Below are 24,627 nucleotides of genomic sequence, written 5' to 3'. Positions count from 1 at the left end.
ATATCCAATTTTATAATAACGAGCGTTACCAAGAAAGGTTAAACGGCTTGAGCCCATTGGAATACAGGATTCAAGCCGCTTAAGGTTTTTTATTATTTCCACTGTCTACTTGACAGGGAGCTGTTCATCTTTTTTTCAAAATGGATTCTTTTTGTTTATCATAGAATGTAGGTTAGTGAAATATTTTGATCAAGCTTTATTTCAAAGTCATATCAGGAGACGAAGAAATTAATGCGGGAATATCATTCTGAGGTATGAGGTAAGGGAAAAAGCTTTAATGGATGAAGCTGCAAAGGTTTGCTCATGCTCGTAATCAAGGTAGAGAAGAAGGGGAAATGCAATCCATTCAAGGTATACATAAAAACGATGTATCTGTAGAAGATATTGCAAAACTTACAGAATCAGAAATACAACTATCATAGTTTTTTAGACTCTTTATTTTTAATAAAGAGTCTTTTTTCTCTAACTAACTAATTCAAGGTATGCGATGACATATACCGTATAAATGCTAATCTGTTATGAGCATACTCTATAATTTTTGGATCTGCTCATTAATATTTCCTTTACTTAATCCCCCGTGGTAACAAATAACAGATTCAATATCTAGGTCTAAATATTTCTTCAATGACCGTCGAGCAGCCTTTATATCCAAGGTGGTTGGAACATGAATTCCCCCCAGTGTTCCGTTTACACTGTACATCGAATCACCAGCAACAAGCGTTTTACTTTGTCTCAAATATAAGCTGATATGGCCAGGAGTATGCCCTGGAGTATGGATGATACGAATCCCGCCACAATACGGCAGTTCTTGACCGTCAATCAAGGTATCATTCACTTTTCCCTTCGGTGGATTCTCTATGTGCCCGTCTTTCAAAAGAGTTAAATCCCCCTGAATATAAGGCTTATCTAATTCGTGAGCAAAAACTGTAATATTCCTTCCACAATTCTGCAGTATTTCAGGAAGACTGCCTATATGATCTATATCCTGATGTGTCAAAATCACAACTTTTAGTTTATCAAACGATACTCCTACCTTATCCATTGCTATGTGTAAATCTTCGATTTGTCCAGGGAATCCAGTATCTATTAAAACAGCCATTTCCTGATCCCATAAAAGGGTTGGATGAATAATATTCCCATGAAATTCAAGGTGCAGCATCTCTACTCCCTTAGAAATTTTCATAATTTTGGTCTCCTTCATAATTAGATTTTATTAATGCGAAAAATTTGTTTGATTACACAAGCAGATTGGAAAAATAAAGCTAATCTTGTACTTAAAATACTAGTATTACTTAGTTTAATAATTATTCATTATCACACTAAACAGCTCTGTTATTTCAATAACTTAAAGGTTCGATTTACGTTTAATAATTCCTTTTCTTATTCAAAAAAATGGCCTGATTGCTGAACAAGAAAAAAACTGTATTACAATACAGTTTTTTTGATCAATCTTTTTTATGAATGACTAAATTTTATTCCAAAGCTACAACTACGGCAAGAAAGTGATAGAGACTTAAATTTGTGTAGTGGAAATAAAATTGTTTAATTTTGTTTCTAGATATGTAGTAACCTCCTACTTGTTAATTTGGTAGGGGTTATTAAAGTTGTTTCTGTATACTTGGTATTTTACTCTACTTAAATAGGGGATTAGTCTATTTGACTTCAAAATAGACTCGTATATTTTTGTAAAAGAAGTTTTATATATTTATAAATTTGCACTAACGTTGTCTTTCTTTTTCCTCTCTAAAGTATATAAAAATATTTGAAACATCTTGAATGATTGCTGGAATATTGGACTCTGGATAAAAGTGTATAGGAATGTCAAAATAAAAACGGGACCGCCTAGAATATAACCAATTACTAATACAATGCTTTCCACAATAATTCTAGCCCGGCTTACAGATAATCCTGTTTTATCAGAAATGGCAAGCATAAATCCATCCCTTGGTCCTGCACCAATTCCAGCAGCGACATACATACCCCCGCCAATACCTGTAATTATAATTCCAGAAAGTAAAATAAGAAGATTGATCCAGAAAGAATGTGTGGCATGAGGAAGAATATCCAACCTTAAGAAAAAATCCATAATAGGACCGATTAGCAGTGCGTTTAAGAATGTTCCTATGTTTATATATTTCCGATCTACTACTAAGGAAACAAGAACAAGAAATAAACCGCATATAACACTCCATGTACCAATGGTCCATCCAAATCGCTGATAAAGTGCCATATTCAAAACTTCCCATGGATGTAAGCCAAGAAATTTAACCTTTACTGCAATGGCATTGCCGAGTCCAAAGAAAGTTAATCCTAAGAAAAAAAGAAAATACCGAAAAAGTGTTAGCCCCATTTTTAATCCCCCTAATATTATATATCATTACGTATATTACATGTAGAAATCTAGTTATACAAATGTTTTGTATTTTATTATGAAAACAAATGATTTTTAGCTTTTAACCTTTAACCAAGAAAGAGCACACGCTTTTTAATGGGAGTGAAATTGACAATAGAATAAGTATAAGCTTTTATAATTTAGAAATAATATTATGGTCCGTAGTAATTACTAAAATAAAGAGGAGAGATACATATGACTATTAATAAATCAAATGATCCCCAAAAAGAATTAGCACTTCAAAAAAATTCAAACATGGATGGATTGACTAATCTGAAAGATGTAAATGAAGGGATTCAAGATATAGTAGAGCCAGAAACAAGTACGCAAGAAGAAAATAGAGCTTCAATATATTGGGGTGATGAGTGGAATATAGAAGAAGGGGAGAAGAGAAGTAGAAAAAAATAAAATATTTTTAAAATAAGAAATATCTAAGGATAAATAAGCTAACTTCGTATAAAAAAAGAAAAGGCACTTTATTCAGTGACTTTTCTTTTTTCTATTCTAAAGGTTTCGCTTTTTATTTTGTTATTCTAACGCCGTAATATAAGTTTTTACTGCATGAACTTACTCTATTTTTCTCATATTCTATTCTTCTATTTTGAAACAAGTGTTGCTTTTAAATAAAATCACGATGTTCATACAAAATTTGTGATATTTTGTCTCTTTCAATTTAGGAATTCTAACGGATTCCTTTTTCAGTTTTGTTTGCTATAATAAATTTTTTCAAACACCATGTTTCAAATACGCCAATTACTCCTCATCAAGAAAAAACGAGAGCTAAGCGAATATAAAGCGGTTTATATCATAAAAGATTATTTTCCACTTATTTATCAATCTTTACAAAAAGACACCCAAGAATTAACAAAGATATTGTTTCGCCTGTTTAATCTCTTACAGAAAAACGGACGAAAATCCCATAGGTATGAGAAGAAAACAGTCTTTGATATCTTAGATGTCGTATATAACTTTTCTATGTCCCACAATCATATGGCGTAATCAAAAAAATTGAAACCCAATAGGGTTTATTTGGTATGTAAACCTTTAAAGGACTTATACTGTATTTTTAGAATAAAGAAAAAACCTCACATGAAATTAAACTTATATAAGCTTAGGTTGATGGGCATGGGGTCCCGGTAGCAAAACGCGGAAAACATACAGTATCAAGACCTAAATCGTAAAAAGTCATAAAAAATTAGGGATTATACATGACTAATATGTATAATCCCTTTTACTTTTTGTTTCGCAATCGCGCCCTTTAATTGAATAAAATCTCAATTAGTTGTTGTGGATGTGCATTAATTAATCCATGGATAATAATAATTACCCATACCCTGCGATAACGCGCCCACAAATATCCAAGGAATAGACCTACGATACCATGGTTCGCAATGACCGTGGCTGTATCAACATCCCAATGACCAGAGCCGTGTACTGCAATATGCCAGCTCGCCCATAAGAATGATGTAAAAAGAATAGCAGGCCAAGTACCTAGTAATAATTCCAAACGTGTTTGCAACCAAACTCTATAAAAAAGCTCTTCGAGTACACTATTTATAAGAAACCCTACGAGTAAAATTGAGATTAAAATCGTTGGATCCATTCGCACTGAAACAAATGGTGTAGAGAATACAGAAAAGAAGTTGAAGTAACCCCATATTATAATGATAATAAGCGGTGTAAACCGATACCATCTAGTATTCACCGTTGATTTTACAGGTTTCGGTCGTTCTTTTTTTGGGTTACTTTGATAAAACAAAAGAAGCATTAATGGAGTGAATAATAATAAAGCAATTTTAAATATCATAAACCACAATTGGAATGACATTCCTTCAAAGTTCATAGTGAGAAGACAAATCGTGAAGAGGGATCCACTCAAGAATAAGACAACAGCTTGAATCATGATGCGCCTTGATTCAAACTGTTGAAGGGGATTGTAGTTTTTATGATGAAACGGTAAAAAACGGATAAGGAGTATACCGACAATAATAGGTATCCACTTGTTCCAAAAAGGCATTGTTCCCTTATGGTCTCCACTATAACGAATGTTTGTTTCTCCAATCCATATGAGCCAAAGAGATGAAAGCAAAATGACAAGCATACTTATTCCACCAATTAGTTTCCCCACTTTTGGAAAATAACTGCTCATAGTTACCCGACCTTTCGTACTATAATTGTAAATCGCTTTACCCTTGACTCTAGTCGCGGCCTTTTATCTATCAGTATTTAGGCAATATTTTTTGATAAAATTCAATAATATACTTATGTTCTCAAATTCCTAACAGTATGCGACGTGATTCCAAAACACCCTTATAGAGTTACGTTTAACATTATCTAAAGTTTTATGTATCAGTATTACTCCGCAAATTGGCCCGATTGTTGAACCTCACCATTTAGGTCAAAGCTAAAGACTCCTTGCTTTATGACGGTTCTCTAAGGATTCGATTGCCAGTTCAAGCGCAGTTAAGCGTCGCTCATTTAGTGTTTTGTGAGAACTACCTTCTTTTGCTTTTGCTATCTGTTTTTCGATAGATGGAAGGACACCTTTTAGAATATCTTTAGAAGTCAAAATGATTTCTTCGTCATAGGAAAAATCCCCCCCATTCCAAACGTTTCTGAGGCTTTCTATACCGATTTTTACGGCGTCTCGTCTCTTTTTGACAAGAGTTGTATTTGTACCTTTTTCGCTCATGCTTTTATAAGCATTTGAAAGTTTATTAAAAGTCGACTCTAAGGATTTAATAGACAAATCTTGGATTTCTTGGCTAACAGTCTTCATATACGAACCTCGCTTTTCTTTTTTAGTAATCCATTATTACATAATCAAGGCGATTTGACTATCCACTCAATTTCAGTATTTGTTCAATAAATCTTATATTTATGAACATAGGATAAAACTTAATGATATCAACGTTTTTCAGCTATAATCGCGTTCATAAAGTTTGTATAAAATTCAATGTTCAGTTAATCTGCGATTTTTATCTTTCTGAAGATGTATTTATCATTTAAAAATGTTGTCACATTAAGGTTTTGTAGTCCTTAACGTACAATGTTCCCGAAATGATATGGTGATCTCATATAGAGGAATAACAAGGCCGATGGCAGAGTAAATATAATAAGATGCTCTTAAATGAATAGTTTTTTTCATAATTAGTACAAATTTATATTTGGAGATGTACTATGAAAAAGAAACTAATTGCTATATTGGAAAATAACCATTTTATCATCCTTTCTTAAATGTCTAAAAAATAACTATTGCTAATATATGTATATATTAACGTATTATAGGTTTTGAAGAGGGAGTTATAACAAAATTTCATTTTGTAGAAACAGGGAACAACCGAACAAGAATTTAAGTTGGTTTCTTAAAAGGACTTTCCCCCTTTTTTATCCATTCTGAACTAGCAATACTACCAACAATTGCAATGATAGAGCTGGCGGAAATAGATTTAATTATCCAATAAATACCTGTACCGGTAATTAAATCAATGATAATGAAATTTTTAATTGTTGATTTTTTTACTTTTATTGAGTGGAAAACAACTTGGTTATTTTTTCAAATCAATATTACCACGCTCCTTTTTATAAAAGAATATGACAAGGTAAGCTCGACATATTCTTTTTGTCCCTTGATGAGGAATCATAAAGTCAAGCAGCTAGCCAACGCTAACTGCTTGACTTTAAGGGAGTGGCGCTTATAAATAAGCGTGCGACTCCTGTGAAGGTACTGAAAGTTGTTTATGGCCGGGTGGAAGATGGGAGCGGTGTGTTTCTCCCTTATAGAGTTTAGTAAGGATAAGACAGTATTCATAGTTCCGGCATCAGTGACTCAATCTTATGTAAGGATGTCTTACCAACCAAATGGGAAGAAGTCTATACCAAGAGCAGACTTTGATATTTATGGATACCTGGCAGATCAGACGGAAAGAGCACCAGTTGATTATTTACGATATGTTTATGAATTAGCAGTATAAATGGATAAAGGAACCATGCAGAGTAGATTGGTAGGGACTACTTTACCAAGCATCGTTCCCTTATTCAACAGGCGGATATTAAAATTTCACATACCTAATGTGAATTGAAAATAACAAAATTACAATAAGGGAATTTACCATGACAATATTTTACCAAAATTTAGGAGGGTAGATTGAAATGCTAGAGATTGAATTAAAGGACTTGAAGTTAGAACATAAATATCTTATGAAAAACATGCATATGAACGCACCTAAATTTAACGGGGGAACTGATTACAGCAAGGACCGTGTAACAGGGGGACAAATACCTTTAGGGTTAGATGAAATCGCAGGGAGATATGATCGCATTATGGAGAAGTCGCAACGCTTAAAAGAAAATTACTTTGTGCATACGACTACGAATCATCGATAATTCTCCATCTAGTTCGCTATAAAATCTCGAAAGAGATTTTAACTGATGGAATAAATGGTTCGTTCCATGAGATACCCTTCGGGTAACTGTAAAGTGAGTAAGAGCTAGTCGATGTGCATCGCTTCGATCCGTTTTATGAATCCGTAAGGAATCACATTGTAGTTTCGCTTCTAAGGGGTTTAATAGACAATATACATACTGGTTATCTTGCATAAATCGTTCTAGCTGTCTAGAATAAATCCCTGTTGCCTCGAACACAATTTCAGGTAATTTACCAGTTTCATTAGTAAGCTCATGTATCTTTTTTTGTAGTTCTTTAAATTCAGGTTTTGAATGTTTGATTTCTTTTTCAAAGATACATTGTTTTTGTGCATTATAAATTACCATATAACTTTTACCCATACTGATATCAAACGCAATTACGTGTCTCATAAGGTTCCTCCTGATGGAAAGTTGAAGTCTTCATCTTACACTTATCGATTCCCATTTCTTATACACGATCTCGAGGACCAACATACTAAAAACTGATTCAAATAAGGTAAGTGAAGAAGGTCAGTTTTTTTTACGGATTCAAGATCCCAAAGCACCCACGACCCTTTCTTCACTTCTACTATATAAAAAATAGTAGTGCGAACCAATGCCTTGGTCTGCACTACTAATCTTAGTATGTTTTCTTTGTTGTATAGAAATTACACAATAAACCAGTGAGCATTCTAATGGATAGGGCAAGCTCTCTTAGGTCCTCCAGTACTCAATGGAAACTTTTTATCACACAGGTGAATATCCATGTTAGTAGATGCTCTTTTTTATTGAATTAAATGGACACTTGAAGAGATAGTACTCCCACTTTCTTTTCTTAAAATATCCTTAAATGCATCTAGATTTAAGGATATAAAAAAACAGAAATGGTATAATTTGTTAAATCAGACTAAATAAAGTTGATTTTAGAAAAGGGGGAGAGGGAGAATATTTCAGAAATTTTAATTTTATTTAATCAGCATTGTGGTCAGTTCGATATTAGGGGGAATTATCGTAGGTGCTAATTTCTTGATCCAAAACATCTATTATTTAGTTATGGATAAAGGATTTCATTTTAATATGTAGCCTTCTGTTATTATATTTTGCATCGTATTTGTTTCGGGTTTCACATATATGTTGAGACAGGGGCCAGATATACTTATTAATGATTAATTCTATAGTTACCTCGTAAGGCGCTGCCTAGATCATGGTGGCGTCTTGTTTGTTGTTAAGGAAAGATAAGAAGGAAAGGGAATAGATGGATTAGTAATCATTACAGTGACAGGTTTGATATGTTTAACTTTTCTTTGTTCATTTTCTATTTGGGCTGGAGGCAAGGCCGCTAACAAAACAAACAAAGTCAACGAACAAAAATAGGGGTGAAGAATCATGAGCTCTAACATTACGTTTTCCATGAAAATGAATGATGTAAACAAAGATGTAACTGCGTATGTTAGTAGTATCTTAAATATCGCTGTATTTCTGCTAGCTAACACAGATAGTCGATAAGTTATTAGCTCAGGTTGGTGAAGAGGAGAAGATGTTTATCAAAGATGCTTTTTTATTTTACAAAAAAACAAAATAGATTCTTTCTTGATTCACATAATTTTCAAAATTAAAATCTTCAAATGTTAATATTTATTATATAATAAACCTATCAACAAACATCCCTATGTTTTCTAATATGCTTGTTAAGATAGTTCGCGTTACCCTTTCAGTCACCTTACCTTAAAAAGAACTTGTAGTGATTCCTACAAGTTCTTTTTGTTTTTCTAGTTGAATTGGAGCAGAAACTTTCAAATATTTATAAAAAGGAATTAATGTTTTCCATGTTTCGTAGCATATTAAAACTGTAGGAGGTGATACATATGGCAAACAAGAATAACAGAAAACATAATGAATTATTGGTTCAAGGCGCTGAGAACACAATTGATCAAATGAAGTATGAGATTGCACAAGAATTTGACGTACAACTTGGTCCAGATACAACATCTCGTGCAAATGGTTCTGTTGGTGGTGAAATCACAAAACGATTAGTAGCTATAGCGGAACAACAACTTGGCGGTAGATTCACTCATTAATTTCAACTGAAAACATAAAGAATTACATTAAATCGTAACATTACCTGTACTTAGTTTATTAATAAGTTTTATTACGGTAGAATAATCGTACGATAAGCATCTAAATGGGGTGTTTTTTCTTTGTTTTATCTCTTACATATCTATACTATAAGGGATAAACAAGATGCGTAACAAAAAGCCTTTGCAGCTACCATGAAGCGTATGCAGAGGCTTTTCTTCTTTTTTTTTTTTTTGGAAGTTATTTACTTGTGGCCGGATTAACTACTGGTGGAATTGGACAGATGTAACTAGCGCCATCTAACCTTTCCTGCAACCCGGCTTTTGCCTGTTCTGTACGAATCAATATCTCGATAGCGACCACTGCTATCATTCTTCCAGCGTGAAGCGTATTTTTCTTAACTAAAACTTTTTGTTTTGTCTTTTGCTGAGTATATTTGCTTGCCTTTGATTTAATTCTTGCATTTGTTCTTGGTCCTTACTAGGAGTATTTAGTGTATCTAAAGGCATGTTGTTGATTTGATGATTTCGTAGATTTTTTTTGTCCATGATATATAGCTCCTTCTCTGATTTAAATTTAGATCCAATCTAATTATTAATGAGTATTTTACATCTTAAGATTAATTTATATACAATAGATATATTGAGAAATCACTTAACTATAATGAGTCTTTTTAATTTATACAATTTTAAAAAGTGGTCAGAAATATGATTCTAAATTACATGCAGCTGTTTGTAGAATTGAGTGGGATAAAGTATTTAAGTTAGAAGTCAAGCAAGAGCCTGTGTTATTAAAGTAAAAGAGCAAGATTGTTGAAGATAGAAGAGTATTTCATTCAAGTGTCAAATGTATTGGAGTAGAGATTAACTTTCTATTATTTTATGGAGGAGTATATGAGACAAAAAACAATAATAATATCTATTTCGGCTATATCTGGTGGAGGTAAGACAACAGTTACAAAGACACTAGCTAATAGACTTAATAACTCTAAGGCTGTTCATTTTGATGATTATGATTTAGAAGGACCAAATGACATTTGTAAATGGGTAGAAAAAGGTGCAAATTATGACGAGTGGAATGTTACTCCCATAATTAAAGACATCAAGTCATTATTAAAGGATTCAATTATAAATTATATTATTTTGGACTATCCGTTTTCGTACCTTAATAATCAGATGAAAGACTTGATAGACATTTCATTTTATATTGACACACCATTAGATATAGCGATGGCAAGAAGATTAATTCGTAATCCTTTGAATTCTATTGATGAAGTCATTTATGAATGCGAGATGTATTTGAGTGCTGGAAGACAGGCATACTTAGAGATGGAGAAAAGTATTAAACCAGATTCGGACTATATAATTGATGGTCAATTGAATATAGAGAATATTGCAGAAGCAATAATAAACAAACTGTAAAACTGATACTAACAGGAATTTTTCTTGAATAAGCAATGAGTTTTTATTCATTTTCCTAAGTCTATTAAAATACCAAATCCCTTACTTTTTTGTTAAAAGTAGGGATTGTTTTTTAGTTGAAGATCTTTCCTTTTTCTCAAAGTACTACACTACATTTAATTTTTGATAAAAATGATAATCTCTAATTCACAAATATTTAATTGACAAATAAAATTTTGGATACTATAATTTATCTTGAATTCGAGATAAATTGTAAAAGGATTGATAATTATGGATAATATGAACGATGAGGATTTATCTCTCAAATTATTTGTTATATTTTCTCGTGCAGGACAGACAATAACAAAGCGCATTGAAGAAGATATAAGAAGCTATGGACTTAATCCAACTGAATTCGCAGTTCTTGAGTTCCTATTTAGTAAAGGTGATCAGCCTATACAAAAAATTGGAGATAAAATATTACTTGCAAGTGGCAGTATTACTTATGTTGTTGATAAGTTAGAGAAGAAGCAATTGTTAATTCGAAAACCATGTCCTAAAGATCGTCGTGTTACGTATGCAGCGATTACTTTAAAAGGAACTGAACTGATGAATGCTATATTCCCTAAGCATAAAGAGGCAATTCAACAAATATTTGGTGGATTGAACTCTATGGAAAAAAGAATGATGATTGAACAATTAAAGAAATTAGGATACAATGCCCAAAAGCAATAATTTTTGGGCTGATATCTCGAATTCAAGATGAAGTGAAGATGCAAGAAATTTTAGACAGGTGAAATTGTTATTTTTTATATTTTATCTCGAATTCGAGATTATTTAACTCAAGATAAATTCTCGTGATGTGAATGTAACTACATCATGTGGATAAGATTAAGTGTAAGCTGATACAAAAGGAATAGGACAATCGTTAAAGTTTAGTGATTAAGATTAATGTTTTTAAATAAAGAAATGAAAGGGAGTATACAAAATGAATAAGAAAATTATGGGGATTCACCATATTACAGCAATCGTAGGTCATCCGCAAGAGAATGTAGATTTTTATACAGGGGTCTTAGGATTACGTTTAGTAAAACAAACGGTAAACTTTGATGATCCAGGTACGTATCATCTTTATTTTGGGAATGAAGGAGGCAAACCAGGGACTATTATTACATTTTTTCCATGGGCAGGTGCTCGACAAGGGATTATAGGAGATGGTCAAGTAGGGGTAACTTCTTATGTTGTTCCGAAAGGTGCTATGGAGTTTTGGGAAAAGAGATTGGAAAAGTTCAATATTTCGTATACAAAAATGGAGCGTTTTGGAGAACAGTATTTAGAATTTGACGATCCTCACGGCTTACATTTAGAGATTGTTGAAAGAGAAGAAGGAGAAGTAAATAATTGGACTTTTGGAGACGTAAAACCAGAAGTTGCGATTAAGGGATTTGGTGGAGCCATTTTGCTATCTGCTCAACCTAGCAAAACTGCAGAGTTATTAGAACAAGTAATGGGATTAGAACGAATTGGAGAAGAGGGAGATTTTGTTCGCTTCCGTTCCTCAGCTGAGATTGGAAATATCATTGATCTAAAACAAACTTCTATAGGACGTGGACAAATGGGAGTTGGTACAGTTCACCATATTGCATGGAGAGCTAGTGATGATCAAGATCAATTGGATTGGAGAGAGCATGTTTCACGCTATGGTTATGGTGTAACACCTGTACGAGATAGAAACTATTTTAACGCGATTTACTTTAGAGAACATGGAGAAATCTTATTTGAAATTGCAACGGATCCTCCAGGATTCGCGCATGATGAATCACAAGAAACTATGGGTGAGAAATTAATGTTGCCTGAACAATATGAGCCACATAGAAAACAGATTGAACAAGTATTACTACCGTTTGAAGTAAGGGAATTAGACTAATTTACGAAAGGAATGATTTCTGTGCTTTCGATCGATCCATCCCAAAATACTGAAAGAGAAAATTATAAGTTTCTAATAGGAAGTATTATTCCAAGGCCGATTGCTTTTGTTACTACAATTTCAAGAGAGCATGTTTTAAATGGTGCACCTTTTAGTTACTTTAATATTGTTTCCTCTAATCCTCCGATGATTTCATTAGCAATTCAACGGTCAGAGGGAAGACAAAAGGATACAGCAAAAAATATTCTCGATAGTAAGGAATTCGTCGTTCATATTGTTGATGAAGAAAATGTAGAAATGGTGAATAAAACTGCTGCTAATTTACCTTCTAATCAAAGTGAAATTGAATTGGCAAATTTCACACCGGTAGAGAGTGAAAAGGTTTCTGTACCAGGGGTACAAGAGGCTAAAATTCGAATGGAGTGTGTACTAGAGAACTCCCTAGAATTAGGCGGTTCAGATTCTCCTGGATGTGATTTGATTATAGGAAAAGTGGTTCAATTCCATATTGAAAGTGAGATTTATGAAAAGGGCAGAATTGATCCAAAAGGATTAGGAGCAGTGAGTCGATTGGCAGGTCATAATTATGCGAAAATAGGTGAGATTTTTTCCATTGAACGCCCCAAATAAAATGAATATAGCCTATTAACGAAATGGAGAGAGAGTTATGCCGAATAAAATAGCAGGGATTCATCATATTTCTGCAATGGTAAATGATGCACAACGAACAATTGATTTTTATGCAGGTGTTCTGGGACTAAGACTAGTAAAAAAGACAATCAATTTTGATCGTCCAGAAGTGTATCATCTGTACTTTGGGAATGAGTCTGGTGAACCAGGAACCGTCATCACCTTTTTTCCATGGCCTAAACAGTTAAAAGGACGAATTGGAACAGATCAAGTTGGAGTAACCGGTTATATGATTCCAAATGGATCCATGTCATTTTGGAAGAATCGTTTGCAAAAATTCAAAATTGAGTTTGCTTCATCAGCTCGTTTTGGGGAAACGTATTTACAATTCCAAGACCCAGATGGTCTCCAAATTGAACTGGTAGAGCGAGAAGGGGGTTCACAAAATACGTGGGGCTTTGGAGGAATTGGGATAGAGAACGCGATTAAAGGGTTTAGTGGTGCTACTTTATATTCTACACAGCCGAATAAAACAGCCCAATTGCTTGAAGAGGTATTTAGATTAGAGTGCATCGGACAAGAGGATGGATTTTTGAGATTTCAATCAGAAGCAGAAGTTGGAAATATAATTGATATTAAATTAACCGCTTCAATCCGAGGTTTAATGGGAGCAGGAACTGTTCATCATATTGCATGGCGAGCAAAGGATGAAAAGGAGCATCAAGAATGGTGGTCTATGCTTCAAGATAAAGGATATTATCCGACTGAAATTCTCAATCGAAATTATTTTAAGGCGCTGTATTTTCATGAAGCAGGTGGCATTTTATTCGAAATAGCAACAGATCCACCGGGTTTTACAGTGGATGAATCGACAGAGAATTTGGGTGAAAGACTTATGTTACCATCTTGGTTAGACCAAAGACGAGAAGAATTAGAAGAACTCTTACCTCCTATTGAGGTGCGGATATTGGAAGGGGATAAATAATGAAACATTTTTTTTATAAAGGGAAGGATTTAACAAAACCAACATTATTACTACTTCATGGTACTGGTGGGAATGAGTTAGATTTATTACCACTTGCGGGCAGAATTGATGAAGAAGCTTCTATATTAACTGTTCGTGGAAATGTATTGGAAAATGGAATGCCTCGTTTCTTCCGAAGATTAGCAGAAGGCGTTTTTGATGAAGAGGATCTTGTTTTTCGTACGAAAGAATTGAACGAATTTCTTGATGAAGCAGCAAAAACATATGACTTTGATAGAGAAAATATAGTAGCAATTGGTTATTCTAATGGCGCAAATATCGCAGCAAGTTTATTATTCCATTATCACAATGCACTGAAAGGTGCCATTCTTCATCACCCTATGGTACCTAGAAGAGGAATAGAGCTTCCTGATTTATCAGGTAAATCTGTATTTATTGCAGCTGGGACAAATGATCCAATCTGTTCACCTATGGAATCGGCAGAATTACAAACCTTATTAGAAAAGGCGAATGCAAATGTATCATTACATTGGGAAAATAGAGGGCATCAGTTGACTGCAAGTGAAGTAGAAGTAGCTGCTCAGTGGTATCAGACTTTTCTAAATGCATGATAAAAAAATTTTATGAAATGGATTATAATTTGAAAAAAGTGAAAAAATAGGTAGGTGTAATGAAATGGGGATTTTATCCAAGTTATTTGGGAATTCATCAATAAAGGAGGAAAAAACGATGGAAAATGTAAAATTAGCAGTGATTTATTACAGCATGGGTGGAACAAACTATCAACTAGCAAAGTGGGCTGAGGAAGGTGCAAAAGAAGTTGGTGCAGAAGTAAAAGTATTAAAAGTGCCAGAATTAGCTCCACAATCTGTAATTGAAGGAAATCCAGCTTGGAAAGCACACATTGAAGCGACTAAGGATGTACCTGAGGTAACATTAAGTGATTTAGAGTGGGCAGATGCAATTATTTTCAGTGTACCAACTCGTTTTGGGAATATGCCTGCACAAATGAAACAATTTTTAGATACAACAGGTGGATTATGGTTCAGTGGAAAACTTGTAAATAAAGTTGTTAGTGCGATGACTTCTGCACAAAACCCTCATGGTGGACAAGAGGCAACAATTTTATCATTATATACTTCAATGTATCATTGGGGAGCAATTGTGGCTGCACCTGGATATACGGATCCTGTAACATTTGGTGCAGGTGGAAATCCATATGGTACTAGTGTTACTGTTGGTCAAGACGGAAAGATGATTGAAGATGTACAGGCAGCTGTAAAACATCAAGCGAAGCGTACAGTAACTGTTGCAGAGTGGGTAAAGAAAGCAAATCAATAAAAAGTACTAAGGAATTTTCTTATTACTGAAATAGCGTACAATTTATTCAAAACACAAACAATCCAGCCTATGTTTTTACTGATAATAAAGGCTGGATTTTATATTTATAAAAGCTTACAGAGACCTTTAGGTAATCATTGAATCAATATGAGATTGGGATATACTACAAGATTTTGCATTTTTGAAAACAAGTTCCCTTGATATATTGACCAAAGGTTAGGTATAAAAATTTTGTGGGAGGAAAGCATTGATGGAAGAGAAAAAAGTAACGTGGCTGGAGCTATTTTTTGATTTAATTTTTGTGGCTGCTATTTCAAAAGCGACACATTTGTTGCTCCATTTAGAACAGGGAATTATTCCATTCGAGTATTTATTAAAATTTATATTAATTTTCGTTCCTATTTGGTGGGCATGGGTAGGCCAATCTTTATACGTTAACAGGTTTGGTAAAGATTGTGTCGCTCAACGATGGTTTATGATTATTCAAATGCTTTTTATCATTTTAATGACGGCCAGCCTATCTGTGAATTTTGATCAGTATTATGTCTCCTTCCTTATAGGGTATGTTGGTATTCGATTTTTTACATCTATGCAATATATATGGATTAGCAAACAAGAAAACGGCTCACGCAAAAAGGCAGCTGAATATTTAGGATATGGATTTTTAATAGGAATTGCAGTATCTTTATGTTCTATTTTCCTTGATTCATGGGTTCGATATCTTATTTTATATCTAGGGATTTTTATTGATATTATTGTCCCTATTTTGGGTCGAAGATACTTGATTAAAGCACCAACAAATACCCCGCATTTATTAGAAAGATTTGGCCTTTTTACTATTATTTTATTTGGGGAATCAATTGTCAGCTTAATTGCTGTTTTGCATCCAGAAAAAGGGAGTTGGGATGCGATTAGCTTTGTGCTTGTATCATTTACAATTGTTATTACTATGTGGTGGCAATATTTCGATAATGTTGAAAAAAAGGTCGATAAAGAATTAGAAACTACTGGGCAAGCAATTATTTATGGGCACTTATTTATTTATATGTCTTTAAGCATAATTGCATCAACTATTCAATTAGCATTTTCACAGGATATTCATTATTTATTTTTAGTAATTTTAGTTTTCATATCTACTTTTATCTATTTCTTGTCAACTACGCTTATTTTTCATAAATATCGATTTGTCAAGAATCGACTGAAGATTTACCATTTAGGTTTATTTATGTGTATTTTGTTTACCTTTTTATTATTTGACCTGTTTATTGTGGTTCCAAACATTCTCATCTTTGTTCAGTTAGCTGTTTTCTTCCTCGTATATACAAAAGTAACAATTTAATAATCTATACTAAATTTATTTTAAATTACATTTGTATTAAAACTAGAAAATTTATAATTTTTCAATGCATATGGTTTGGAAAAATAAGAAATAATGCTAAAGGTATTGATATTTGATTAGTCGAGGTGTAACGAATGGAAAAAGTAAAACTTGCTGTTATTTACTACAGTTCCACAGGTACTAACTATGAATTAGCACAATGGGCAATAGAAGGTGCAAAAGAGTTAGGAGCAGAAGTGAAATTATTAAAAGTTCCTGAACTTGCCCCACAGTCAGCAATCGAGTCGAATCCAGCTTGGAAGAATTACGTTGAAGAAGTCGCAGTTTGTGTCCCTACAGTTTCTCTTGATGATTTAGAATGGGCGGATGCAATTATCTTTAGTGTACCAACTCGTTTTGGAAACATGCCTGCTCAGATGAAACAATTTCTTGATACAACAGGTGGGCTGTGGTTTAATGGAAAACTAGTAAATAAGGTAGTGAGTGCAATGGTCTCAGCACAAAATCCTCATGGAGGACAAGAAGCGACTATTCACTCTTTATATACTACAATGTACCATTGGGGAGCGATTGTAGTAACCCCTGGATATACAGACCCTGTGACATTTGCTGCTGGAGGTAATCCTTATGGAACTAGTGTAACAGTGGATCAAGATGGGAAAATGAAAGAAAATGTACGAGGTGCAGTAAAGCATCAGGCAAAGCGTACCGTAACTGTTGCTGAGATGGTTAAAAAAGCAAATCAATAAGAAAGAGCACCAATCAAGAAGCGAGATTGGTGCTTTTTTGTTTCATTCTTTATTCTCAATAAAATTTTTATATCTTCTATTTGTAAAAAATGAAATTAATTACATTGAATACTTCTTTTCTACTGACAATTATAAAATGAACAAATGTAGTTAGCAGTAGATACTATGAAAGCAGTCTCTTCGATTAATTCGGTGAATGCTTGAGCGTATATGGGTATATTATCAACGTAGAAATATACTAAAAAGAGCATTCTTTATTTCAAGCCATGGGATTGAATATCCTTACAATTAAAGAAACTATACGATCAAGTAATATACAGCCTATTGATATTCTTTGTATTTCTTTTAGTTCAGCAATGTATAGTGTCAGTGCTGTAGATTAACGAGATGTATCACTTGGGCAGATAATAGAAGCTCACGCTGGGCACAGAAAATAAAGAATGAGATGAATGGTCATGAAATTTACCTTCGTACTGGGACATCAATCCATCCTATGTCACCGCTTTTGAAATTAGTTTGGCTTGAGAACGAGCATACAGAATTATTCACAAAAAGCTATAAATTCATTTCTATCAAAGAGTATATTTTGTATAAGTTATTTAAGGAATATGTAATTGATTATTCTATAGCATCTTTTTGAAATTGCGACAGATGGACCAGGATTTACAATTGATAGAGACGTGGAACATTTAGGAGAGAAATTTGATTTACCGCCGTTCTTGGAGGAACAGCGAGTAGAAATTGAAGCAAAATTATCTCCTATTGAAGAGAAGTAATAATGGGAAAATGTTATATTGACAAATCCAAAGGTCTAGAAGAAAAAGTACAACTGTAAAGTATAAATTAAAACTATTGGAGGAATATAAAGTGAACCAACTAAAAGGAATACACCATGTTACAGCTATTACAAGTAGTGCAGAAAAGAACTATGAATTTTTTACTCATGTTTTAGGAATGCGTCTAGTTAAAAAAACGGTAAATCAAGATGATATTCAAACCTATCATTTATTTTTTGCGGATGATAAAGGAAGTGCAGGAACGGACATGACTTTCTTTGACTTCCCAGGCATTCCGAAAGGCGTACACGGTACAAATGAGATTTCAAAGACATCGTTCCGAGTACCAAGTGATGCAGCATTGGAATACTGGGTAAAACGTTTTGATCGTCTCGAAGTGCAACATACTGGAATTAAAGAGCAATTTGGCAAGAAAACTCTCTCTTTCTCTGATTTTGATGATCAACAATATCAATTGATATCAGATGAATTCAATAAAGGGGTGGAATCAGGTACACCTTGGCAAAAGGGGCCAATTCCATTGGAATATGCAATTACTGGTTTAGGACCTGTTTTTGTTCGTATCGCGAATCTTAGTTACTTCAAAGAAATGTTAGAAAAAGTTCTATTATTTAAAGAGAATGATCAAGAAGGAGCATTCCACTTATTTGAAGTAGGAGAAGGTGGAAATGGTGCCTCTGTCATTGTAGAACATAATGTGATTCTTCCTGAAGCCCAACAAGGTTTTGGTACAGTGCACCATGCAGCATTCCGCGTAGAGGATCGCTCCGTATTAGAGGAATGGATTGAGCGGATGAGTAGTTTTGGATTCCATACATCCGGCTATGTAAATCGTCACTTTTTTGAGTCATTATACGCAAGAGTTGCACCACAAATTTTATTTGAGTTTGCGACAGATGGACCTGGTTTTATGGGAGATGAACCTTATGAAACGCTGGGGGAAAAACTATCTTTACCTCCATTCTTAGAGCCAAAACGTGCAGAAATAGAAAAATTAGTTCGCTCAATTGATACAGTGAGAAGCACTAAGGAATTCATTAAAGAGTAAAAAAGAAACATATTTAACCGAATAGATATTTATGAAGAAAATTTGAATATAAAATAACTCTAAAATTGATAATGGAAGTTAATTTTGGAGTTATTTTTTTGTTTTCGTCACTTATGTTTGATTAAAAAAGTATTAGGCTGTGAAAAAATGGTTGTAGACTGAAGGGGTATTTTTCTGTACATGAAAGCACCCTTTGTTAAGATAAAATAAACGTATTGTAAAAACTTTTAAAGTCTCTTCAGAAGATCTTAAGAGACTTCCATTTACATGATTCCCGCTAGCAACAGTACAAGAATAATCTCCAATATTCTGGAGAGAGGCATTATAAAAACTGATTTAAATAAACCCAGTGTATTTTGCCAACTTCCTGTCCAACTTGTAAGCGAACAGTTTAAAATTAATGCAAGAACTGTCAAACTCACATATTGCTGTTTGATATATTGGGAGATGAACACTAAAAGTGTTATTGCAACTGCGACGATTTCGATGTATAGATAAAGGTTGGTTTAGTAGTTTAGAAGAAAGAGTTGGGCGAGATGTAGAAAATAATTTACTGTTAATATCTGCAGACGATGCTAATATTACCTTTATTCGAACAGGTGAGGGGCTCCTACTTGTGTGTATTTAGAAATTAAAGAAACACCAAATGGATCAATTTTAGAATCTGTTTATGATTCTGCAAATCGCGTTATTGGTGAAAAGCGAGATGAAAAAGATTCATTTACATTTGAATGTGATGCGGATGGACAAGTTACGAAAGTCAAAGACCATGTCAATGGTGTAGGTGGAGATGAAAATGTGTAATATATAGATATCATAATTAAGCAAATGTTAAAGATAAATATAATGAGGGTGCAATTATAAATATTCAAAGATATGAAAACATTCATCTCCTTTTATTTTCTTAACTGTTCAATCGCTAAAGGATATGCTGGATTTTTATCAATCTTAACGACACGTGGTGTTGTACAATAGCGAACAGCAAAGGCTTTTTTGAAAAAGCGCTTGGCTGCTTTGGTATTTCTGGATTTACTTAAATAAAAGTCAATCGTATTTCCTCCCGAATCGACTGCACGATATAAGCAGATCCAATGACCTTTGACTTCCACATATGTCTCATTGGCTCGCCAAGAATCATTGGTTGACTTAAGATGATGCCGTACTCGCTTATCTAATTCAGGACTATACTGATTACGTCTCTTTATAGAGTTCTAGTATTGATATGTCCAAGATTTAGAGACTAGTTTCAATTCAGCAGAAATTTTGCACCAAAACCAAATTTTTAATAGAAACTGAATATGAAAATTAATAAAGAAACTACAAGGTAGATTATAGTAGTCTCTTTACTGGTTTTAGCATACTTCTTATTTATAATACATTTTTTAGTGTATATGGTTTATTATAAAAGGTAACTGCCACAAATATAAATATAGAACTAAAGACGGTTAAAATGAATGTTTCTCATAGCGGTATATTAAACCTATATGATACGATAAAAAGATGTATTGAAAGTGGGAATACACCCTCTGCACCGTTTGCACAATAGTTGTAGAAGTAATTTGGTATAGAATACAATAATAGTTCTTAAACATCACATTGAAATACTTCTTAGAGTTTAAAGTAAGGTAGGATTATTAGGATAGAACAGGTGGAATAAATATGGAAAATAATCAAACGAATGAAATTGTAAATAATTGGCTTGCCATTACTAATATTCAAATGGGCATAACTAATGAATTAGAGCGTGCTTTGCAAAAACAATATAATTTATCATTAAATGAGTTTTATGTTCTTTATTTTTTATCTCAAACAATCGATAAAAGGTTAAGACTACAACAATTACAAGAAATGGTTGGATTGAGTCAGAGTGCGATGTCAAGGCTAGTAAATAGATTAGAAGCAAAAAGCTGTGGAGTTTTAGAAAGACATATATGTGAAGATGACCGTAGAGGGATATATACAAGTTTGACTGCAAAAGGCGAAGAAAAATTACAAAATTGTTTGCATACCTTCCACAAGATTATTCATACTACTTTTTCAAATAAACATCTTCAACTTGAAATCCAGTCATTAATACAGAAAATATAATGTAATTTTCACCTTGAATTTAAGCAAAGGAAAATTATATGTATTTGTTTAAATAGGAATGAATAGTTTTTTGCCCAGTAAAATTTACTAGGGCTATTTTTTTAATTTATATTACCACGTATACTTTCAATATTGCTTATGTATGAATACATTGACAAAAAATAAAGCATAATGATAAATTAAATGCATGCGCATACAATTAATTTAAAAGGGGATATTATTATGAATCATTTATTTAGTCCTTATAAATTGAAAGGATTAGAATTAAAAAACCGTGTCGTAATGCCACCAATGTGTCAATATTCAGTTGACAAGGGGGACGGTATTGCAACAGATTGGCATTATTTACATTATGTTAGTAGAGCAATTGGTGGTGCGGGCTTAATTATAATTGAAATGACAGATGTAGAGCCTGATGGCCGAATTACAGATAAGGATTTAGGATTATGGTCAGATGAACAAATTCCAGCTTTAGCACGAATTGTGGAAGCTTGTCATAGGTATGGAACTAAAGTAGGGATTCAAATCGCACATGCTGGAAGGAAAGCGGAAGATGCAGAAATACCTGTTGCACCTTCTTCCATTCCATTTGATGAAAATTCAAAAACACCTAGATCTCTTTCGACAGGTGAAGTAAAAGAGATGATTGAAAAGTTTCGTAGGGCTGTACAACGTGCAGTAAAAGCAGGAGTTGATGTAATTGAAATACATGGTGCACATGGATATTTGATTCATCAATTTCACTCTCCTATAACGAATAAGAGAGAGGATGAATATGGAAAAGAACTCACTAAATTTGGTAGAGAAATTCTCAAAGCTGCTAAATCTGAAATGCCAAGAGATATGCCATTAGTGATGCGTATATCTGCAAAAGAATATGTTGAGGGCGGATATGACATTCAGGAAGGTATTGAATTGGCAAAAGAATACCAAAAAGCAGGAGTTGATATTTTCCACATCAGTTCAGGCGGAGAAGGTCCTATTAGTCCGTTTCGAAAACCAGGTACACATGCAGGCTATCAAGTAACATTAGCAAGAGAAATCAGGAATGCTCTTAATGTTCCAGTTATTGCAGTTGGAAGATTAGATGAAGCGGTGTTAGCAGATACTGTTATTGGAAATGGGGATGCAGATCTTGTAGCAGTAGGACGAGGGATGCTACGTAATCCTTATTGGACACTAGAAGCATCTAGTAAACTAAAAAAAGAAATTAATGTACCAGCACAGTACATAGCTGGTTTTTGAGATGAGTTTTATTTATGCAATTCCCAAATGGAATAAAAAAGTTATTCTCAATAACAAGTGGATTATTTTTTCGTGTATGAAATTTGATTTTTTGATGTTGAAATAAATATGAAGCGTTTTTTGGCTCTATAGCCACATACTATTCTTTAAAAATCAGATAAAAAGAGAAAATTTCATCTTTTCAACATTTCTAACAACCATCTATCAGTAATCAGATAGATGGTTGTTGTATTTGAAACAAAATAATCAATGTAATTTATTATTTTAATATAAAGTTATTTAAGGGTTGACTGATTTTCTTAAGTTACATCTATACATACTCCATTTGATATATAGAATGAATGGTTCGGGTTTGAAAATTTCATCTGACTTGAAACTAATTTCTAAACCTTGGAAATACTGATACTATTACTTTAAAACAAAGTGTGTGATCGGTATAAAAAGGAAAAATTGTTCAAATAGAAGCACTATCAGTTTGATGTTGTTTTATTTACAGCACAACCTAAGTTTTCAGGGTTTGGTAGAAATAATGGAAGGATGAGGCTTATCTATCGCTCATACGACCATCATGCGTTAGGTTCATCAATATGAACCTAAATTAATAGAAACAAAAAAGTATCTATAGAACTTTTTTGTTTCTATAGCACTAAAAAGTGCGTAATTTTCTTTGTAATTAATATATCTCATAATAGTATTTGTCAGTTGGCTTTCGCTTTACTCTGTTGTTTTTATAAGTAATTTCAATGATACGTAAAGCGATGATTAGGAAGAGACAAAATAACTTTAGATAAAACTGAAGTATATTGGCAATTGGAATAACAAAGTTTATCGGTGTAGGATAGTTACCACTTATATTTCAATGTTTACAAATTTCTGTTAGAACTGCGGGTTTAATGGTAGTTTCTTAAAACTTTTTAGTAGGAGATGTTTATATGGTTGAAGAACTTTTTTATAAAAAAATACTCAAAAATCTCTTTTCAGACCCTGTTCAAATTAAACTTTGGAATAGAGAGACCATACAATAGGGCGAAGGGGAACCTCAATTTTATGTAACATTCCATAAGCCTCTATCAAAAAAGGAGATTGCTAAGGACCCTTCTATCGCATTCGGTGAGGCATATTTGAATGGTGATCTTGAAATACAAGGTGACCTTGAAAAAGCAATTCAATCTATTTATAAAAGGCAGGATAGCTTTTTAGGTAATAGTAAATTGCAATATTTCAAAAGTAAATGGAATTTCTCAAAACAAAAAAATAAAGAAGATATTGCTCACCATTATGATATTGGGAACGATTTCTATAAACTATGGCTTGATGAAACAATGACATATTCTTGTGCGTATTTCCAAAGCGATACCGATTCCCTAATAACAGCTCAACATAATAAAGTTAATCATATTTTAAAGAAGTTAAATCTTCAGAAAGGTGATACTTTATTGGACATTGGTTGTGGATGGGGTGAGCTGATTACGGCTGCCGCGAAACAATATGGCGTTAAAGCAATGGGAGTAACATTAAGTGAGGAGCAATATGCAAAGACTTCCGAGCGAATTAAGCGAGAGGGACTTACAGATTTAGTTGAAGTATCTTTACTCGATTACCGTGATATTCAGAATCGTAAATTTGATAAAATTGTTAGTGTAGGCATGATTGAACATGTAGGAAAGGACAACATTACGCAATACTTTGAGACAGTGAATAAACTACTAAATGACGGTGGAATTTCTCTTCTGCATTGTATTATTTCTCCAACTAATGGTGGCGCTACGAATGGTTGGATTGAAAAATATATATTCCCTGGTGGATATGTTCCTGCTGTTAACGAATTAATCACGAACATGACAAACGAACAATTTTTTATTGTTGATGTTGAAAGCTTACGTAGACATTACGGTAAAACATTACAGCATTGGTCTCAAAATTTTGAAAATGTATTGGAGGAAGTTCGCAAAACGAAAGATGAGCGATTCATTCGTATGTGGCGCTTATATTTAAATGCATGTGCAGCTTCATTCTTTACAGGTAATATTGATTTACATCAATTTGTATTTATAAAAGGCATTAATGATACAATTCCTATGACACGCTCTTATATGTATGAATAAGAGAATATAATCTAATAGCTCTTCACTTATCAAGTTCAAGCAATGTATAAATTCATAGGTCCATAACCTATAGTAAAAGGTCGGGATGAAAATCGAAA

22 protein-coding genes and 9 pseudogenes are annotated in these 24,627 nt (G+C 33.3%); 24 read left to right on the top strand and 7 right to left on the bottom strand.

The features are described 5' to 3' along the window. The first annotated feature begins 2 nt into the window (after positions 1-2). Both AC1M36_RS22550 and AC1M36_RS22545 read left to right on the top strand, forming a co-directional pair. The gene (locus tag AC1M36_RS22550) at positions 3-83 is read left to right on the top strand and encodes an IS3 family transposase (protein WP_363331787.1); all 81 of its coding nucleotides are present in this window, start codon (positions 3-5) and stop codon (positions 81-83) included. A 170-nt stretch (positions 84-253) separates the two neighbouring features. Further along, positions 254-422: pseudogene (locus AC1M36_RS22545) on the top strand (Rpn family recombination-promoting nuclease/putative transposase); the annotation flags it as partial. Between the two features lie 107 nt (positions 423-529). On the opposite strand, the gene AC1M36_RS22540 reads toward AC1M36_RS22545, so the two are convergent. Both AC1M36_RS22540 and AC1M36_RS22535 read right to left on the bottom strand, forming a co-directional pair. After that, entirely contained in the window at positions 530-1,183 is a 654-nt protein-coding gene (locus tag AC1M36_RS22540) for an MBL fold metallo-hydrolase (protein ID WP_336451021.1), read from the bottom strand. A 522-nt stretch (positions 1,184-1,705) separates the two neighbouring features. Next, positions 1,706-2,350: a YczE/YyaS/YitT family protein gene (locus tag AC1M36_RS22535; protein WP_336451022.1), complete on the bottom strand. Its 645-nt coding sequence runs from the start codon at positions 2,348-2,350 to the stop codon at positions 1,706-1,708. 237 nt (positions 2,351-2,587) lie between these two features. Between AC1M36_RS22535 and AC1M36_RS22530 the strand changes: the two genes are divergently transcribed. Continuing rightward, positions 2,588-2,800, top strand: a complete 213-nt coding sequence (locus AC1M36_RS22530) for a hypothetical protein (protein WP_336451023.1) — start codon at positions 2,588-2,590, stop codon at positions 2,798-2,800. A gap of 318 nt (positions 2,801-3,118) precedes the next feature. Next, a pseudogene (locus AC1M36_RS22525) lies at positions 3,119-3,391 on the top strand (IS4 family transposase); the annotation flags it as partial. A gap of 259 nt (positions 3,392-3,650) precedes the next feature. Here the strand turns inward: AC1M36_RS22525 and AC1M36_RS22520 are convergent. Further along, the gene (locus AC1M36_RS22520) at positions 3,651-4,541 is read right to left on the bottom strand and encodes a CPBP family intramembrane glutamic endopeptidase (protein WP_336451024.1); all 891 of its coding nucleotides are present in this window, start codon (positions 4,539-4,541) and stop codon (positions 3,651-3,653) included. Between the two features lie 255 nt (positions 4,542-4,796). Beyond that, on the bottom strand, positions 4,797-5,171 hold the full coding sequence (locus AC1M36_RS22515; RefSeq protein WP_336451025.1) for a hypothetical protein: 375 nt from the start codon (positions 5,169-5,171) through the stop codon (positions 4,797-4,799). Positions 5,172-6,144: 973 nt separating this feature from the next. Here AC1M36_RS22515 and AC1M36_RS22510 point away from each other — a divergent pair. Together AC1M36_RS22510 and AC1M36_RS22505 are read left to right on the top strand one after the other, a co-directional pair. After that, a pseudogene (locus tag AC1M36_RS22510) lies at positions 6,145-6,366 on the top strand (Holliday junction resolvase RecU); the annotation flags it as partial. Positions 6,367-6,544: 178 nt separating this feature from the next. Next, positions 6,545-6,778, top strand: a complete 234-nt coding sequence (locus tag AC1M36_RS22505) for a hypothetical protein (RefSeq protein ID WP_479846218.1) — start codon at positions 6,545-6,547, stop codon at positions 6,776-6,778. Here AC1M36_RS22505 and AC1M36_RS22500 read toward each other — a convergent pair. Continuing rightward, positions 6,743-7,210: pseudogene (locus AC1M36_RS22500) on the bottom strand (IS110 family transposase); the annotation flags it as partial. The gene AC1M36_RS22505 and the pseudogene AC1M36_RS22500 sit on opposite strands and share 36 nt — an antisense overlap. 561 nt (positions 7,211-7,771) lie before the next feature. Here AC1M36_RS22500 and AC1M36_RS22495 point away from each other — a divergent pair. Together AC1M36_RS22495 and AC1M36_RS22490 are read left to right on the top strand one after the other, a co-directional pair. Further along, positions 7,772-7,969 (top strand): annotated as a pseudogene (locus tag AC1M36_RS22495) (hypothetical protein). Positions 7,970-8,664: 695 nt separating this feature from the next. Then, entirely contained in the window at positions 8,665-8,877 is a 213-nt protein-coding gene (locus tag AC1M36_RS22490; RefSeq protein WP_336451029.1) for an alpha/beta-type small acid-soluble spore protein, read from the top strand. 399 nt (positions 8,878-9,276) lie between these two features. Here the strand turns inward: AC1M36_RS22490 and AC1M36_RS22485 are convergent, their stop codons facing one another. Then, entirely contained in the window at positions 9,277-9,423 is a 147-nt protein-coding gene (locus AC1M36_RS22485; protein WP_479846217.1) for a hypothetical protein, read from the bottom strand. A gap of 345 nt (positions 9,424-9,768) precedes the next feature. On the opposite strand from AC1M36_RS22485, the gene AC1M36_RS22480 reads away from it, so the two are divergent. The 13 genes and pseudogenes from AC1M36_RS22480 (at position 9,769) to AC1M36_RS22420 (ending at position 19,895) form a co-directional block, all read left to right on the top strand. Then, positions 9,769-10,296: a nucleoside/nucleotide kinase family protein gene (locus AC1M36_RS22480; RefSeq protein ID WP_336451031.1), complete on the top strand. Its 528-nt coding sequence runs from the start codon at positions 9,769-9,771 to the stop codon at positions 10,294-10,296. 270 nt (positions 10,297-10,566) lie between these two features. Continuing rightward, entirely contained in the window at positions 10,567-11,010 is a 444-nt protein-coding gene (locus AC1M36_RS22475) for a MarR family winged helix-turn-helix transcriptional regulator (RefSeq protein WP_336451032.1), read from the top strand. A gap of 253 nt (positions 11,011-11,263) precedes the next feature. Beyond that, positions 11,264-12,202: a ring-cleaving dioxygenase gene (locus AC1M36_RS22470; protein ID WP_336451033.1), complete on the top strand. Its 939-nt coding sequence runs from the start codon at positions 11,264-11,266 to the stop codon at positions 12,200-12,202. A gap of 21 nt (positions 12,203-12,223) precedes the next feature. After that, the gene (locus tag AC1M36_RS22465) at positions 12,224-12,832 is read left to right on the top strand and encodes a flavin reductase family protein (protein WP_336451034.1); all 609 of its coding nucleotides are present in this window, start codon (positions 12,224-12,226) and stop codon (positions 12,830-12,832) included. Positions 12,833-12,869: 37 nt separating this feature from the next. Further along, on the top strand, positions 12,870-13,817 hold the full coding sequence (locus AC1M36_RS22460) for a ring-cleaving dioxygenase (protein WP_479846216.1): 948 nt from the start codon (positions 12,870-12,872) through the stop codon (positions 13,815-13,817). Beyond that, on the top strand, positions 13,817-14,428 hold the full coding sequence (locus AC1M36_RS22455) for an alpha/beta hydrolase (RefSeq protein WP_479846215.1): 612 nt from the start codon (positions 13,817-13,819) through the stop codon (positions 14,426-14,428). The genes AC1M36_RS22460 and AC1M36_RS22455 overlap by 1 nt, the downstream gene beginning before the upstream one ends. A gap of 64 nt (positions 14,429-14,492) precedes the next feature. Beyond that, a complete protein-coding gene (gene wrbA / locus AC1M36_RS22450; RefSeq protein WP_336451037.1) occupies positions 14,493-15,158 on the top strand; it encodes an NAD(P)H:quinone oxidoreductase in 666 nt (221 codons plus the stop codon). Positions 15,159-15,408: 250 nt separating this feature from the next. Continuing rightward, positions 15,409-16,497 carry a low temperature requirement protein A gene (locus AC1M36_RS22445; protein ID WP_336451038.1) on the top strand — a complete coding sequence of 363 codons (1,089 nt, stop codon included), beginning with the start codon at positions 15,409-15,411 and terminating at the stop codon, positions 16,495-16,497. Positions 16,498-16,631: 134 nt separating this feature from the next. Further along, a complete protein-coding gene (gene wrbA / locus AC1M36_RS22440) occupies positions 16,632-17,246 on the top strand; it encodes an NAD(P)H:quinone oxidoreductase (protein WP_336451039.1) in 615 nt (204 codons plus the stop codon). Between the two features lie 278 nt (positions 17,247-17,524). Then, positions 17,525-17,880: pseudogene (locus AC1M36_RS22435) on the top strand (FGGY family carbohydrate kinase); the annotation flags it as partial. Then, positions 17,879-18,022: pseudogene (locus tag AC1M36_RS22430) on the top strand (ring-cleaving dioxygenase); the annotation flags it as partial. The pseudogenes AC1M36_RS22435 and AC1M36_RS22430, both read left to right, overlap by 2 nt. 91 nt (positions 18,023-18,113) lie before the next feature. Continuing rightward, positions 18,114-19,091: a ring-cleaving dioxygenase gene (locus AC1M36_RS22425; protein ID WP_479846214.1), complete on the top strand. Its 978-nt coding sequence runs from the start codon at positions 18,114-18,116 to the stop codon at positions 19,089-19,091. A 618-nt stretch (positions 19,092-19,709) separates the two neighbouring features. Beyond that, positions 19,710-19,895 carry a hypothetical protein gene (locus AC1M36_RS22420; protein WP_336451411.1) on the top strand — a complete coding sequence of 62 codons (186 nt, stop codon included), beginning with the start codon at positions 19,710-19,712 and terminating at the stop codon, positions 19,893-19,895. Positions 19,896-19,990: 95 nt separating this feature from the next. On the opposite strand, the pseudogene AC1M36_RS22415 reads toward AC1M36_RS22420, so the two are convergent. Continuing rightward, a pseudogene (locus AC1M36_RS22415) lies at positions 19,991-20,284 on the bottom strand (DDE-type integrase/transposase/recombinase); the annotation flags it as partial. Positions 20,285-20,750: 466 nt separating this feature from the next. Between AC1M36_RS22415 and AC1M36_RS22410 the strand changes: the two are divergent. The 3 genes and pseudogenes from AC1M36_RS22410 (at position 20,751) to AC1M36_RS22400 (ending at position 24,529) form a co-directional block, all read left to right on the top strand. Further along, on the top strand, positions 20,751-21,179 hold the full coding sequence (locus tag AC1M36_RS22410; protein ID WP_336451041.1) for a MarR family winged helix-turn-helix transcriptional regulator: 429 nt from the start codon (positions 20,751-20,753) through the stop codon (positions 21,177-21,179). 222 nt (positions 21,180-21,401) lie between these two features. After that, positions 21,402-22,424 carry an NADH:flavin oxidoreductase/NADH oxidase gene (locus AC1M36_RS22405; protein ID WP_336451042.1) on the top strand — a complete coding sequence of 341 codons (1,023 nt, stop codon included), beginning with the start codon at positions 21,402-21,404 and terminating at the stop codon, positions 22,422-22,424. Positions 22,425-23,356: 932 nt separating this feature from the next. Continuing rightward, positions 23,357-24,529, top strand: a pseudogene (locus AC1M36_RS22400) (class I SAM-dependent methyltransferase). The last annotated feature ends 98 nt before the right edge of the window (positions 24,530-24,627 follow it).

The organism is Bacillus sp. Medicinal_06 (assembly GCF_056711665.1).
The sequence above is the reverse complement of the archived record's forward strand: the minus strand, read 5'-3'. Positions and strand labels throughout refer to the sequence as shown.